Origin of the sequence: Lysinibacillus sp. Ag94, from assembly GCF_023242215.1 — a bacterium.
Taxonomy (GTDB): domain Bacteria; phylum Bacillota; class Bacilli; order Bacillales_A; family Planococcaceae; genus Lysinibacillus.
In genome coordinates this window covers 3,080,644-3,096,011 of sequence record NZ_CP096780.1, presented here as the reverse complement: position 1 = coordinate 3,096,011, position 15,368 = coordinate 3,080,644, and the positions used below count along the sequence as shown (strand labels likewise).

Annotated in this window: 16 protein-coding genes; 9 read left to right on the top strand and 7 right to left on the bottom strand. The window is 37.9% G+C overall.

Going from position 1 to position 15,368, the window contains the following annotated elements; genetic code table 11:
* Positions 1-148 precede the first annotated feature (148 nt).
* On the bottom strand, positions 149-634 hold the full coding sequence (locus MY533_RS14350) for a hypothetical protein (RefSeq protein WP_248719217.1): 486 nt from the start codon (positions 632-634) through the stop codon (positions 149-151).
* 198 nt (positions 635-832) lie between these two features.
* Here MY533_RS14350 and MY533_RS22180 point away from each other — a divergent pair, with 198 nt between their 5' ends.
* Positions 833-961: a hypothetical protein gene (locus tag MY533_RS22180; RefSeq protein WP_256469430.1), complete on the top strand. Its 129-nt coding sequence runs from the start codon at positions 833-835 to the stop codon at positions 959-961.
* Positions 962-1,005: 44 nt separating this feature from the next.
* Here the strand turns inward: MY533_RS22180 and MY533_RS14345 are convergent, their stop codons facing one another.
* The 4 genes from MY533_RS14345 to MY533_RS14330 all read right to left on the bottom strand — a co-directional run bounded on the left by MY533_RS14345 (position 1,006) and on the right by MY533_RS14330 (position 3,717).
* Positions 1,006-1,578 carry a 5' nucleotidase, NT5C type gene (locus MY533_RS14345; protein ID WP_248716508.1) on the bottom strand — a complete coding sequence of 191 codons (573 nt, stop codon included), beginning with the start codon at positions 1,576-1,578 and terminating at the stop codon, positions 1,006-1,008.
* Between the two features lie 12 nt (positions 1,579-1,590).
* Positions 1,591-2,706, bottom strand: a complete 1,116-nt coding sequence (gene ispG, locus MY533_RS14340; RefSeq protein ID WP_132356763.1) for a flavodoxin-dependent (E)-4-hydroxy-3-methylbut-2-enyl-diphosphate synthase — start codon at positions 2,704-2,706, stop codon at positions 1,591-1,593.
* Between the two features lie 95 nt (positions 2,707-2,801).
* Positions 2,802-3,146: a hypothetical protein gene (locus MY533_RS14335; RefSeq protein ID WP_248716507.1), complete on the bottom strand. Its 345-nt coding sequence runs from the start codon at positions 3,144-3,146 to the stop codon at positions 2,802-2,804.
* 52 nt (positions 3,147-3,198) lie between these two features.
* Positions 3,199-3,717, bottom strand: coding sequence for a DUF1189 family protein (locus MY533_RS14330; protein WP_248716506.1), 519 nt, complete (start codon positions 3,715-3,717; stop codon positions 3,199-3,201).
* 195 nt (positions 3,718-3,912) lie between these two features.
* Here MY533_RS14330 and MY533_RS14325 point away from each other — a divergent pair, with 195 nt between their 5' ends.
* Positions 3,913-5,544: a Na/Pi cotransporter family protein gene (locus MY533_RS14325; protein WP_132356760.1), complete on the top strand. Its 1,632-nt coding sequence runs from the start codon at positions 3,913-3,915 to the stop codon at positions 5,542-5,544.
* Between the two features lie 33 nt (positions 5,545-5,577).
* Here MY533_RS14325 and MY533_RS14320 read toward each other — a convergent pair whose 3' ends face one another.
* Positions 5,578-5,943 carry a hypothetical protein gene (locus MY533_RS14320; protein WP_248716505.1) on the bottom strand — a complete coding sequence of 122 codons (366 nt, stop codon included), beginning with the start codon at positions 5,941-5,943 and terminating at the stop codon, positions 5,578-5,580.
* Positions 5,944-6,027: 84 nt separating this feature from the next.
* On the opposite strand from MY533_RS14320, the gene MY533_RS14315 reads away from it, so the two are divergent.
* From MY533_RS14315 to MY533_RS14295, 5 genes are all read left to right on the top strand, one after another.
* A complete protein-coding gene (locus tag MY533_RS14315; RefSeq protein WP_248716504.1) occupies positions 6,028-6,516 on the top strand; it encodes a DUF456 domain-containing protein in 489 nt (162 codons plus the stop codon).
* A 254-nt stretch (positions 6,517-6,770) separates the two neighbouring features.
* Entirely contained in the window at positions 6,771-7,376 is a 606-nt protein-coding gene (locus MY533_RS14310; protein ID WP_248716503.1) for a superoxide dismutase, read from the top strand.
* Between the two features lie 336 nt (positions 7,377-7,712).
* Positions 7,713-9,917, top strand: a complete 2,205-nt coding sequence (locus MY533_RS14305; RefSeq protein ID WP_248716502.1) for a peptidoglycan D,D-transpeptidase FtsI family protein — start codon at positions 7,713-7,715, stop codon at positions 9,915-9,917.
* Positions 9,918-10,069: 152 nt separating this feature from the next.
* Entirely contained in the window at positions 10,070-10,360 is a 291-nt protein-coding gene (locus MY533_RS14300; RefSeq protein WP_248716501.1) for a hypothetical protein, read from the top strand.
* Between the two features lie 110 nt (positions 10,361-10,470).
* The gene (locus tag MY533_RS14295) at positions 10,471-12,675 is read left to right on the top strand and encodes a peptidoglycan D,D-transpeptidase FtsI family protein (protein WP_248716500.1); all 2,205 of its coding nucleotides are present in this window, start codon (positions 10,471-10,473) and stop codon (positions 12,673-12,675) included.
* A gap of 133 nt (positions 12,676-12,808) precedes the next feature.
* Here the strand turns inward: MY533_RS14295 and MY533_RS14290 are convergent, their stop codons facing one another.
* Complete coding sequence (locus MY533_RS14290) at positions 12,809-13,006, bottom strand: hypothetical protein (protein WP_248716499.1); 198 nt, start codon at positions 13,004-13,006, stop codon at positions 12,809-12,811.
* Between the two features lie 375 nt (positions 13,007-13,381).
* On the opposite strand from MY533_RS14290, the gene MY533_RS14285 reads away from it, so the two are divergent.
* Positions 13,382-14,356, top strand: coding sequence for a PstS family phosphate ABC transporter substrate-binding protein (locus MY533_RS14285; protein WP_132356754.1), 975 nt, complete (start codon positions 13,382-13,384; stop codon positions 14,354-14,356).
* A gap of 64 nt (positions 14,357-14,420) precedes the next feature.
* On the top strand, positions 14,421-15,368 hold the full coding sequence (pstC, locus tag MY533_RS14280; protein WP_248716498.1) for a phosphate ABC transporter permease subunit PstC: 948 nt from the start codon (positions 14,421-14,423) through the stop codon (positions 15,366-15,368).

The window sequence follows — 15,368 nt, the reverse complement described above, 5'->3', positions numbered from 1 at the left end:
CAATAACACCAACAATTAAACAAACAATTTTCGATTCGCAATATATTAGAACAAAAAGACAGAATTTAATCTAGACGTTTTGTAGATTAAATCTGCCTTTTTTTTAAACAATCTTTGAAAGAACAGCCTTGTTTAAAGGCTACGGAGCTTATTTTTGTAAATATGTATCATATAGGTGATGAAGAGCGTCCTCGCCAGTCATTTCTAGAATCGTTTCGTCATTAAAAATAAGTGTTACATTTGTGAGAGCGCTATCAATTTTATTGTTGTTTATAGTGCATGTTACCTTTACTACACCTGTTTCTGCTAGTTGTTTTTTCTTCGTATCATCCCACGGTTGCTCAGAAAATAGTGGTGCTTTCCAAGTGCCTCTCACATGAAGCTCACTTTTTTCAGCGTCATAATCCCAGCGTACGTCACGTAAAATAGTTTTAAATAGGTCATTAACCGTAAAAGATGTATCTTTATAGTTAATGGCAATTGCTCGTACAGCATGTACATCACGACTAACTGCACTGGCTGCATTTTCTGCTGCTGAATTTATGCCTGAAACCGCGTCTTTAATTTCTGATAATCGATTATCACAGCCAGTGAGCAACGCGCAAAGACATGTTATACAAGCTACCTTTGTCATCCATCTCACAAGTAGTCCCTCCAGTTTTGTAAGTTGATACTACTATATTAACGAAAAGAAAACTATGAAAAAAGGGCATGGAGGCGGCAGATTGTGACGGTTTTGCAACTATGCGAACTCCGCTAGAATATTCGAGGAATTGGAAGTTTAAGTATCTGAAAATTCAGTGAAAAAACTAAGGGAAGGGAGCAGTTTGCGATGAAGATTAATGATGAATTACTTGAGCGATTAGGAACTTATTTTGTTTACCATGCTGTTTATGAAAATTATGGCATTACCTTTGAAAATTTTGTGGAGCGTTGGTTACGAGGGATACTTGATGTATAAAGAAGAAGAGTCGTGTTCAATACATGAACACGACTCCATTTTGTTTATTTAAAATAATTTGTGATAAAATGGTTGGCTTCTTGCCAGTTATAAACACGTACAACATTGTCCGGAACAGCAAGACGATTATACGGAGTGTCAAATAATACAACCGGTATTTTTAATTCCTCTGCAAGCATAACCGCATTATCATGCTTATCTTCAAAAAATGCATCTACACCATGTTTTTTTGCTACAGAAATTTTATCATGACTACCGATGAGTTCGATATGATCATACGGAATAGATTGTGATTTAAACCAATTTACCGTAACATCTGATACATTCTCACCACGAGCAGAGATGTAATAAAGTTCGTAGTTTTCTTTCCACGTATTTAAAATATCTTTCGCATCTTTAGCTGCCTCAGAAACTTCATACATAAATGGTTCATTTTCTTTAAACCATGTATTAAATGCTACACGATCAACAGGATGAGGAAATGCTGATAAAAAATCATATTCGCACACATCGTCGAGTGTAATATTTATATTGTATTGTTTATTAATATGTGGAATGAGAGTACTAGGACATGTTACTGTTCCATCGATATCAATACCAAAGCGAGGCTTTTTCATACTAGCACCTCCTTAGGCGTTCGCTTTTGCTGCTTCTTCAGCAGCACGTTTTTCTGCCATTTCAGCTGCTAATTTATCGATTTCTTTTTTCAACTCTTCTACCATTGTTTCTTCAGGCACTTTACGAACAGTTTTGCCCTTCATAAATAGTAAACCTTCACCACGAGCACCAGCAATACCGATATCGGCTTCACGTGCTTCACCAGGACCGTTTACCGCACAACCAAGAACAGCTACTTTTAATGGTACATTAAGTGTAGAAATATATTCTTCTACTTCATTGGCAATTGAAATTAAATCAATTTCGATACGACCACAAGTTGGGCAAGAAATAAGTGTTGCCATATTAGAAGCAAGACCGAATGATTTTAATAGCTCACGTGCTACTTTCACTTCTTCGACAGGGTCTGCAGATAGTGAAATACGTAACGTATTACCAATACCTTTTGATAGGATTGCGCCAAGGCCAGCCGCTGATTTTACAGTACCCGCAAATAATGTACCTGATTCAGTAATTCCTAAATGCAGAGGATAATTAAAGGCTTTAGCCGCTTTCTCATAGGCCTCAATCGCTAGATTTACGTCTGATGCCTTCATTGATACGATAATATCGTGGAAGTCCAAGTCTTCCAAAATTTTAATATGGTGAAGGGCAGATTCTACCATACCGTCTGCAGTGGGATAACCATATTTTTCTAAAATATGACGCTCTAATGAACCAGCGTTTACCCCGATACGGATAGGAATACCTTTAGCCTTAGCTGCATTAACAACAGCTTCTACTTTTTCCTTACGCCCAATATTACCTGGGTTAATACGAACTTTATCGATACCATTTTCAATTGCTTTTAATGCTAATTTATAGTCAAAGTGAATATCAGCTACTAATGGAATATTAATACGTTTTTTAATATCTGCTATCGCATCAGCTGCACGTTCATCTGGTACTGCGACGCGAACGATTTGACAGCCTGCTTCTTCAAGACGAAGAATTTCTGCGACTGTTGCTTCAACATCATGTGTTTTTGTTGTACACATACTTTGAATGAATAATTCATTACTACCACCTATTGTTAAATTACCGACACGCACGGGACGTGTATTTGTACGGTGACAAATTTCACTCATTAACTTTCTCTCCTTTTCGGGCCATACTTTCGACCGTCACTGACATTTATTTTAGCAGTGTAAGAAAATAAGGACAAGGAAGAAACGTTAACTTTTCATTTTCCGCATTTGTTTTCTAATTCAAATGACAGAGGAAGCTTAATATTTTCACCAGGAACAAGAGCCTGTAATTGTAAATGTGGATTTAATTCATAAAATAGTTGCAAGCGTTCAGGGAAGGTCATTGGTACTTTGGCGGGATGAAGTGCAAATAAACTATGAATCGAATCGCCTTGAATAGTCTGTATAGTAATATAATTTGGCTCTCGCTGCTTTTCACAAAGGGCTTTGTCAGTATCTTTCGGATAAATGGCAGCAAGGTGTAATGAACCTTCTGTTAAATCTACTTTCACAACAAAAGCAAAAATAATAATGATAGCTGTTAACACAAAAGCACGCAAAAAATCCCCTCCTTTTCTACACTATATTTAGAAGAGAGGGGATTCATGCACATTATTTTATGTTTGGTTGTTGTGGATATTTTGTGATGGCTACGATTAGTAGAGTTACAGTTAAAAATAAAGAAAAAACAGAGATAATTGTACTGTTAATCGGTAAATAATCTGCTAGCATGCTTATTAGAATTGCCCAAGTCATGGCAAATGTCGTAGTACGCCAAATATGACGGTATTCACCGCGACGCTTCATGACTTTTAAAATCAGTAGACCTGCTAAGGCATAGAGAGCAATTTGTGCAAAAATAAGCATCGTTGTAAAAACAAAAAGCATAATGAATGTCACGGGATACAATACCCATTTAACACCTTCTATGTATTCAGTAATACCATTTAAACTATTCATATCAAATGTATCAACAGACATTCCGGCCGTAAAACGACCAAAAGAGAAAACTGTAACGACAGTAATTAGCAGAAAAGTATATTGAATGACTTTTCCGATAGGTAATAAACGATAGGCAGCAAGTTTTTTTGGATGAATTAAGCTATCGATAAATAGTTGTGAGTGTTTCATAAGCATATCTCCTCCAATCGCTATTCTACCATGTTCAACTTTGACAAGATATGAAATAAGTAATAATAACTGAGAATACGATGATGAAATGTTAATATTGTGTAAAGAAGTTAAAGGTTTTCTTTACTTTTTCTAAACTATCATTTAAAGATTAGGAATAGGGAAGTAGAGATGTAGGAATTGGAGCGAATACAATTGACAATAGATTGGCAAAGCATACTGTTTCAATTTTTAGGCGGTTTAGGAGTCTTTTTATTTTCCATTAAATTCATGGGGGATGGGCTTCAAAAATCAGCAGATGATCGATTGCGTGAATGGTTGAATCGTTTTACAACAAATCCTTTAATGGGTGTGTTAGTGGGCATAATTGTGACGATTTGTATCCAGTCGAGCTCTGCAACTACGGTGATTACTGTTGGGCTAGTGAGTGCAGGTTTTTTAACATTACGTCAAGCAATCGGCGTCATTATGGGGGCAAATATTGGCACGACCATAACCGCATTTATTATTGGTATTAATATCGGCATATATTTTTATCCGTTATTGGCGCTAGGTGCAGGGTTGTTATTTTTCTTTAAGAAAGCGACGTATCAGTATATCGGGCAAATATTGTTTGGCTTTGGGGGATTATTTTTAGGATTAGAGTTAATGAGTGCAAGCATGCAGTCACTCCATCAATTAGCGGACCTAGCATCATTAACCCTTCATCTCAAGAATCTGCCTATTGTAGGGATTTTTCTAGGGGCAGTTTTTACATTGCTTGTCCAAAGCTCAACAGCAACTGTTGGTGTGTTACAGGGCTTATATGCGGAGCATTTGATTGGCTTAGATAGTGCTTTACCAATTTTATTCGGTGAAAATATTGGCACGACCATTACAGCAGTATTAGCTTCACTGGGTGCTTCTATATATGCTAAGCGTGCAGCGGCGGCACATGTACTATTTAATATTATAGGAACGATCATTTTTATGGTGTTCTTTACACCGTTTATACATTTCGTTCAGTGGATTAGTGGTCTGTTCCATTTAGATGCGAAAATGCAAATAGCGCTTGCGCATGGCTCATTTAACATCATTAATATGATGATTCAGCTGCCATTTATCGGAGGGTTGGCTGCACTTGTCACGAAGCTAGTTCCTGGGCATGATGGAAATATTGATGTGACAACGAAGCATTTAGATCCATCATTCATTGATTCCTCTCCGGCGATTGCACTCGGGCAAGCGAAGGAGGAAGTGTTACGTATGGGAGAGCATGCACTGCATGGTTTAGAAGAAACATTTTTATATATGAAAACGGGTGAAGCTGCCCATATTCCTACAGTTTTACAATTAGAAGTAGCGCTTAATCATTTAGATAAGGAAATCACGAATTATTTAGTGATGGTGTCTAAGCAACCACTTTCTCGAGCAGACTCAGTAAGACACCATACACTGCTAACAAATGTACGAGACATTGAACGGATTGGCGATCATTTTGAAAATATTTTAGAGCTTTTACAATATAAAGATCATCATGAGGTAAATTTAAGTAAATCAGCACGACAAGATTTAATAGGCATGTTTAGCTTGGCGATTGAAGCTGTACGAAAGAGCATAGCGGCTCTGGATACAGCCAGTTTGAGCTTGGCGCAGGAAGTAACGGAGCTCGAAAGCTTGATAGATGATATGGAAGATAAACTAAAGCAAAAGCATATTGCGCGCTTAAATACGTACGAATGCAATGGAGCGGCGGGAATCGTCTATACGGATATTATTAGTAATTTAGAACGTATTGGAGACCATGCTGTAAATATAGCTGACTCTATTTTAGGAATTAGACATTAGATTAATTGCGCCTTGACGTCATTGTAGCTGACGCTACGCTTTCGATACAGGGAAGATTTGTAGCTGAAGTTGCGCTTTCGCTACAGAGAAGATTTGTAGCTGAAGCTGCGCTTTCGCTACAGGGAAGATTTGTAGCTGAAGCTGCGCTTTCGCTACAGGGAAGATTTGTAGCTGAAGCTGCGCTTTCGCTACAGGGAAGATTTGTAGCTGAAGCTGCGCTTTCGCTACAGGGAAGATTTGTAGCTGAAGCTGCGCTTTCGCTACAGGGAAGATTTGTAGCTGAAGCTGCGCTTTCGCTACAGGGAAGATTTGTAGCTGAAGCTGCGCTTTCGCTACAGGGAAGATTTGTAGCTGAAGCTGCGCTTTCGCTACAGAAAATATCTGTAGCTGAAGTTGCACGTACGATACAAACGAAAATAACTGAAACCTATAGCTTTGTAAATCCGTAAAATAGGCAATGCACGATAAAAGGAGAGAATTTTCATGGAAGTTGTTGGTTGGATCTTAGTGATTGCCTGCTTTATCATTTCATTCGTTGGATTGGTATACCCGATAATTCCAGGTGTGATTTTTTTAATCGGTGGTTTTTTAGTATATGGATTATTTTTTTCATTTGCGGAGCTAAGCTGGTTGTTTTGGGCGACTGAAATACTATTTGTTGTCATTTTATTTATTGCTGATTCTGTGGCAAATGCCTTTGGTATTAAAAAATTTGGTGGTTCAAATGCTGGTATGTGGGGGAGTACCATTGGTTTATTAATTGGACCGTTCGTCATTCCGGTAGTAGGTATACTAATCGGTCCATTTTTAGGAGCTGTTATTGCAGAATTAATCGTGGAGCGTCGTACATTCAAAGAGGCTGTGAAAAGCGGTGTTGGCTCTCTTGTTGGCTTCTTAACATCCACACTCGCAAAAGCAGTCATTCAAATCGTTATGATTGTCGTGTTCTTTATAGCGGTTTTCGCTATTTAAATTCTTTCAGCCGGTGTCCAAACATCCGTTGAGAGAAATTAAAGCCTGCGGTGGATGTCACTCCTTTCCAATTCCGGATGCAATTATGCCAAGGCATAATTGCTAAAACAACAGGGTAGTATAGTAATCGTATTGGCTTTTCAGTCAAAAGGCTGAAATCTTTAATTTGAAGTATTTTTCGTTGAATGGTTTGACCAATTTTGATAATCTAAGAATGTATTAATTATTTCTTTATTTTAGGGAGGAACTTAACAATGGCTTACGAATTACCACAATTAACTTACGCTTATGACGCATTAGAACCACATATCGATGCAAAAACAATGGAAATTCACCATTCTAAACACCACAATACTTATGTAACAAACTTAAACGCGGCAGTAGAAGGCACTGAATTTGCTGAAAAAGACATTAACGATCTTATCGCAAACATTGATGCTCTTCCAGCTGACAAACAAACTGCTGTACGTAACAACGGTGGTGGACATGCTAACCACTCATTATTCTGGGAAGTAATCGCTCCAGGCGGTTCAAAAACTCCAGTTGGCGAAGTTGCAAAAGCAATCGATGCTAAATTCGGTTCTTTCGATGCATTCAAAGAAGAATTTGCAAAAGCTGCTACAACTCGCTTCGGTTCAGGCTGGGCTTGGTTAATCGTCGATGGTGACTCAGTTGCTGTTACATCTACTCCAAACCAAGACTCTCCAGTTATGGAAGGTAAAACGCCAATCCTAGGCTTAGACGTTTGGGAGCATGCTTACTACTTAAACTACCAAAACCGTCGTCCAGATTACATCGGTGCATTCTGGAACGTAGTAAACTGGGATGTAGTAGAAGCTAAATTCCAAGCTGCAAAATAATTAATCTTTATTAAAAGGCTATGTCAAAGGTGATAAGTCACCGAGGCATAGCCTTTTTTGCTGCTTTTTTAATATAAGTTGGAGGTAAATGCCCCAATACGCCAGTTGGGCTGAAGGGAAGGGAACTATTGCCCGAACTTTGGAGTGCTCACCCCACAATAAAAAACTATTTTTCTAGCAATCGTTAAAAAACAGAAACTTTTTATCTTAAAGTGCCGTCAAATAAATGATGTTTTCCATCATTAATTCTCAAGTGCATGCTTTCCTGTCGTATCTTCGAATGGTAAACTAAATATCGTGTATTTAAATTGTAATTAGATGAGGAGGGGAATACATATGCGCAAAGCACCGGGAAAAAATCGCGCGACGAGTGTTAAAGCAAAACATCACTCTAATTTAACATTTCGTATGAATGTCCTTTTCTTTGCTATATTTCTAGTATTTTCAATGCTAATTTTTAGACTTGGCTATATGCAAATTGTAAAAGGGGAAGATTATGTACGCGAATTAGAGCGTAAAGAGGAGGTAGCTGTCAATACAAGTGTGCCAAGGGGACGAATGTATGATCGATATGGCCGTATTTTAGTGGATAACCAACCGGAAAATGCCATTACGTATACAAAAATGTCAACGACAACAACAAAGGAAATGGTAGACATAGCCGAAAAGCTGGCACAATTGATTGAGCAGCCAACGAAACGTGTTACATTACGTGACAAACAAGATTTTTGGATTATAAAAAATAAAGACGCTGCCTATGAAAAAGTAACAGATAAAGAAAAAAAGAAAATTAGGGCACAAGAAAATGTAACGGAAAGTCAAATCAATGCGCAAATAGATAAACTTGTTCGTGAACGAATTACAAACGAAGAATTATTACAATTGACAGATAAGGACTTAGAAGTACTAGCAATCTACCGAGAGATGGCATCCGGATACAATTTATCACCGCAAATTATTAAGAGTGAAAATGTATCTGCCGATGAATTTGCGCGTGTCTCTGAGCGATTAACTCAATTAACAGGCGTTAACACAACAACTGACTGGAAGCGTTTGAAATTATCTTCACTTGCTATTTTAGGACGCACAACAGTACCGGCAAAAGGGATTCCAAAAGAAAAGCTGAATTATTATTTAGCTCGTGATTATTCACGAAATGACCGTGTTGGCGAAAGTTATATTGAAGCGCAATATGAAGATTTACTGCAAGGACAAAAGTCAGTTGTTAAAAATATTACGAATAAAAAAGGGCAGGTAGTCGATACGGTTACGACTTATGAAGGCGAGCCTGGTAAAGATTTAAAACTGACACTTGATAGTGAGCTACAATTAGAAACAGAAAAAATTGTTGAGCGGGAATTGCTTAAATTAAAATCCCAAGGCGGTTCGTATTTACTTGATCGTGCCTTCTTAGTAATGATGGACCCGAATACAGGTGATATTTTAGCGAATGTTGGTAAGAAGATTGAGAAAAATCCTGAAACAGGAAAATATGAAGTGGTCGATTATTCATATGGTACATTTACAACAGCTTATGAGGCGGGGTCAGCAGTTAAGGCAGCAACTCTTCTTACTGGTTATAATCAAGGAGTTGTTTCAATGGGTACTACAATGGGAGATGAACCTATTGTATTAGCTGGAACTAAAGCAAAAACTTCAATCTTTAACCGAAGTGGTTATATTACGCTAAACGACTTAACAGCTTTAGAACGTTCATCAAATGTTTATATGTTTAAAATTGCTATGCTTATTAATGGAACACCATATAGCTATAAGATGCCACTTCGTTTAAAAGACGATACATTCCCGAAAATGCGTAATAATTATGCGCAATTTGGCTTAGGTGTAAAAACAGGTATTGACTTGCCGAATGAATTTAGTGGTGTACAGGGTCCATCTGGTCCAACGATGGGTGGTAAAACACTCGACTTAGCGATTGGACAATATGATACGTATACACCTTTACAATTGGTACAATATATCTCGACAATCGCAAATGGCGGCTATCGTATTCAGCCACATATTGTGAAAGAGGTGCGTGAGCCATCAAATGATGGACAACATTTAGGTCAATTAGTGACTGAAATAGGTCCAACAATTTTAAATTGTATCGATAATCCTACAGAAGAAATAGATTATGTAAAAAAAGGATTACGTCGAGTTTATACAGGTTCGCAAGGTACTGCGCGAGCACAATTTGCAAATGCACCTTATACAGCAGCAGGAAAAACAGGAACAGCTCAGGTAGTATACTATGGACCTTTAAGACAGTATTATGGTACTGATACACTTACCTTTACTCATGTTGGATTTGCCCCTTATGAAAATCCTGAAATTGCCTATGCTGTTGTTATTCCATGGGCGACGACTAACACAGGTGCACATTTAACTAATAATAATGTTATTGCTCGAGAATCTCTAGATAAATATTTTGAGTTAAAAGCAAAATATCAAGCTGAAAAAATGACTGATAGTAATGTAAAACAACCAATTTTACCAGCTATATCAAAAGACAAAATTGGTGAAGATGAGCAAAAATAAGAGAAACCGCTAGCGCATTTATATGCCTAGCGGTTTTTTTGTATCGTTTGAAACCCCCTTGCTATGCGAGGGGTTCTAAAGAGCCTCTAACTATGGAGAAAAAAATCCCAGCCGTACAATGAATTCAGGTCTGGTCAACCAAGGGGATTCAAATGGATAATAAACACGGAAAGAAGAGCCAGAGCGACGGAAAGAAGAGCCAGAGCGACGGAAAGAAGTGCAAGAGCGACGGAAAGAAGAGCCAGAGCGACGGAAGGAAGAGCCAGAGCGACGGAAGGAAGAGTCAAAGCGACGGAAAGAAGAGCCAGAGCGACGGAAAGAAGTGCAAGAGCGACGGAAAGAAGAGCCAGAGTGACGGAAGGAAGAGTCAAAGCGACGGAAGGAAGAGTCGAAGCGACGGAAGGAAGAGTCGAAGCGATGGGAAGAAGAGCCAAAGCGACTAAATGATGTTTTCCATCATTAATTTTCAAGTGCTTGCTTTCCTGTCGTACCTTCGAATGGTATACTAAATATCGTGTATTTAAATTGTAATTAGATGAGGAGGGGAATACATATGCGCAAAGCACCGGGAAAAAATCGCGCGACGAGTGTTAAAGCAAAACATCACTCTAATTTAACATTTCGTATGAATGTCCTTTTCTTTGCTATATTTCTAGTATTTTCAATGCTAATTTTTAGACTTGGCTATATGCAAATTGTAAAAGGGGAAGATTATGTACGCGAATTAGAGCGTAAAGAGGAGGTAGCTGTCAATACAAGTGTGCCAAGGGGACGAATGTATGATCGATATGGCCGTATTTTAGTGGATAACCAACCGGAAAATGCCATTACGTATACAAAAATGTCAACGACAACAACAAAGGAAATGGTAGACATAGCCGAAAAGCTGGCACAATTGATTGAGCAGCCAACGAAACGTGTTACATTACGTGACAAACAAGATTTTTGGATTATAAAAAATAAAGACGCTGCCTATGAAAAAGTAACAGATAAAGAAAAAAAGAAAATTAGGGCACAAGAAAATGTAACGGAAAGTCAAATCAATGCGCAAATAGATAAACTTGTTCGTGAACGAATTACAAACGAAGAATTATTACAATTGACAGATAAGGACTTAGAAGTACTAGCAATCTATCGAGAGATGGCATCAGGATACAATTTATCACCGCAAATTATTAAGAGTGAAAATGTATCTGCCGATGAATTTGCGCGTGTCTCTGAGCGTTTGACTCAATTACCGGGCGTTAACACAACAACTGACTGGAAGCGTTTGAAATTATCTTCACTCGCTATTTTAGGACGCACAACAGTACCAGCAAAAGGGATTCCAAAAGAAAAGCTGAATTATTATTTAGCTCGTGATTATTCACGAAATGACCGTGTTGGTGAAAGTTATATTGAAGCGCAATATGAAGATTTACTGCAAGGGCAAAAATCAGTCGTTAAAAATATTACGAATAAAAAAGGGCAGGTAGTTGATACCGTTACGACCTATGAAGGAGAGCCTGGTAAAGATTTAGTCTTAACACTAGATAGTGAGTTAACGGCTGCAACTGAAAAAATTGTTGAGGAAGAGTTGCTAAAGTTAAAATCACAGGGAGGTTCCCGTTTACTTGATCGTGCCTTTTTAGTAATGATGGACCCAAACACAGGCGATATTTTATCAATGGTTGGTAAGAAAATTGAGAAAAATCCTGAAACAGGGAAAAATGAAGTCGTCGATTTTTCATATGGAACCTTCACAACAGCTTATGAGTCTGGATCTGCAGTTAAAGCAGCAACATTACTTACTGGGTATAAATTGGGAGTCATTCAGCCAAGTACTATATTTGGAGATGAGCCGATTCAATTACTGAATACTAAAAAGAAATCTTCTATTTTTAACCGTAGTGGCTATATTACAATGGATGGTTTAAGAGCCTTGGAGCAATCTTCTAACGTTTATATGTTTAAAACAGCTTTGCTTATTAATGGAACGCCATATAGCTATGGGATGCCACTTCGATTAAAAGATGATACATTCCCTAAAATGCGTAATTCTTATGCACAATTCGGGTTAGGTGTAAATACAGGGATTGATTTACCTAATGAATTTAATGGGGTACAAGGTCCAACTGGTCCAACCTATGGGGGTAAAGCACTCGACTTAGCGATTGGGCAGTATGATACGTATACACCGTTACAATTGGCGCAATATATCTCGACAATCGCAAATGGTGGCTATCGCATTCAGCCACATGTTGTGAAAGAGGTACGTGAGCCATCAAAAGATGGGCAATCGCTAGGCCAATTAGTAACAGAAATAGGACCAACAATTTTAAATCATATTGATAATTCATCAGATGAAATTAACTATGTAAAACAAGGGCTACGACGTGTTTATACGGGCGCAAATGGTACAGCAAAAAGACAATTTGGAAATGCACCGTATACAGCAGCGGGAAAAACGGGGACAGCAGAGGTAGTTTATTATGGACCATTACGTGATTATTATGGTACAAGTACGATTAACTTAACACATGTTGGCTTTGCACCGTTTGATAGTCCTGAAATTGCCTACGCAGTTGTTATTCCATGGGCAACGACCTACACGACTCAGCATTTATCAAATAATAATGAGATAGCTCGTCGTGCTGTCGATAAATATTTTGAGTTAAAAGCAAAATATAACACTGAGAAAGTGACTGAAAGTAATGTAAAACAACCGATTTTACCAGCTATTTCAAAAGACAAAATTGGTGAAGATGAGCAAAAATAAGAGAAACCGCTAGTGCATTTATATGCCTAGCGGTTTTTTTACAGTTTTAGAGTATAATTGACTACCCGCGAAAAAACACGGTATGAAAGATCACCATCTCATACCGTGTTTTATTAATTTTTATATAAAAGGCCTATTGTACAGATAATTGTTGAATAGCTAATTCAAATTGTTGTTTCGGCTTTAATCCATAAAGCTCTATATTATTACAGAAATAAGTCTCTACCATAAAATCAACGGCTTCCTGTAGAGTATATTCACGATGTTCCATAATAAGTGTTAAATACGTTTTAAAGTAATCGGTATTTTGTACTTTTGTATGTTTAATCACAAAGTCAAACTCCTCTTAGATTATTTCCTGACACAATTGCTTATTATAGCATCTTTCCAAAAGGAAGCAAGTTTATCTGATGATTAAAGGAAAACGGCTATTAGACCTACATCGGTAAAAACGCCATGCGTGTGGCATTATCGAAATCGCGACAATGTGTCAGATCTAGTGGAGCCTAGGCACACTTCAAAATCTGGATGCATTGTTAACCTGGCGACAGCTACAATTGTAAATTCATCTTTACAATCGTTTACAAAGCATTACATTCCTTTACGTCTCTTTTACGAACTGTTTATACGACTTCAACATTTAGTCATTATAGTAAAGATTGTAAGACAAATAACTATAAAAATGTTAGTGACGGAGGCAAATGAGATGAAAAAGTGGAAGTACTTAACGATGACAGCGGTAATGGGTTCAGCATTAATGCTTGGGGCGTGTGGTAGTGACTCTGCACAAAATGGAAAAAATGCAGAAACAAATGCACCAGCGAGCTCAGGACAAGACGCTGCAGACAAAAAACTGCAAGGGGCTGTAGCTGGGGATGGTTCATCAACAGTTGCACCAATTATTGAAGCAGTTGTTGAAGAATATGCAGGGACTCAACCGAATGTCAAAGTATCGGTAGGTGTTTCTGGTACTGGTGGTGGCTTTGAAAAATTCATCGCAGGTGAGACAGACTTTTCAAATGCATCTCGTCATGTAAAAGATGAAGAGAAAGCAAAACTAGAGAAAGCAGGAATTGCTTTTACAGAGCTTCCTTTAGCATATGATGGCATATCTATTGTCGTGAATCCTGAAAATGATTGGGCGAAGGATTTAACTGTTGAGCAATTAAAGAAAATCTGGATTGAAGATGGTAAAGCTAAAAAATGGTCTGATATAGATCCATCTTGGCCAGATGAAAAGATCGTGTATTATTCACCAGGCACTGATTCAGGAACGTACGATTACTTTGATGAAACGATTTTAGACGGTGCTGATCTAGCAAAATCAGCAACATTATCAGAGGATGATAACATGCTAGTTCAAGGTGTAGCAGGTGACAAAAACGCAATCGGCTTCTTTGGCTACGCTTATTACCTAGAAAATAAAGATAAATTAGGGCTTGTAAAAGTAAATGGCGTCGAGCCAACAAATAAAACAATTGAATCTGGTGATTACGCACCGCTTTCACGACCACTATTTGTATATGTGAAAAATAGTGCTATGAAAGAAAGCGAAGCAGCATATGACTTTATCAAATATACACTTGAACACGCAGGAGATATGGCAGAAGCAGTAGGTTATGTCAGTCTACCAGAAGATAAATATAGTGAGGCTTTAAAAACTTTAGAAGGCTTAAAATAAGTAGACATGCATAGAGGGAAAGAGATGTATGCTCTTTCCCTCTCTTATTTGAAAGGAGCACCCAATGGTTTCTCAAAAAGAAAACAAGACTTCATCTGTGCAGCAATTAATTGCAAATTCGCGCAATAAAAAAATAAAGAAAATAGTGGAAAAAGCAATGCCAACCCTATTATTTTCTGCAGCTCTTATCTCTATATTGACGACATTTGGCATTGTTTTCACCCTTATTTTTGAAACGTTTGAATTCTTTAAACGTGTTTCGATTACGGATTTCCTATTTGGTACACAGTGGCTACCGTTTTCAGGAAAGGAACCATTATTTGGAGTTTTACCTTTAATCGCTGGAACATTGAAAGTCACACTTATTGCAGTTGTCGTAGCAGTACCATTTGGCATTGCTTCTGCAATCTATTTAAGTGAATATGCAAGCGAAAAAGTAAGACGTACGGTTAAACCTATTTTAGAAGTGTTAGCAGGTGTACCAACGATTGTTTATGGCTTTTTTGCATTAACATTTGTAACGCCGTTGTTACAGCAAATCATTCCAGGGCTGAAACTTTTTAATGCACTTAGTCCGGGGATTGTTGTAGGCATTATGATTTTACCAATGATAACGTCACTTTCTGAGGATGCGATGTCATCTGTCCCGAACAGTATGCGTGAAGGAGCGCTAGCTCTCGGAGCAACAAAGTTTGAAGTAGCTATAAAAGTAGTATTACCAGCTGCATTATCAGGCATTATTGCTTCAGTTGTCCTCGCTATTTCCCGGGCAATTGGAGAAACGATGATCGTATCACTTGCTGGTGGATCTACACCTAAATTCGATCTAGATGTGACAGACTCGATTCAAACGATGACTGCGTATATAGTACAAGTTGCAACAGGTGATGCTGGCTATGGTACGACAATTTATTATTCGATTTATTCAGTAGGATTCACATTATTTATCTTTACTTTAGTGATGAATTTACTTGCACAATATATTTCGAAACGCTTTAGGGAGGTTTACTAG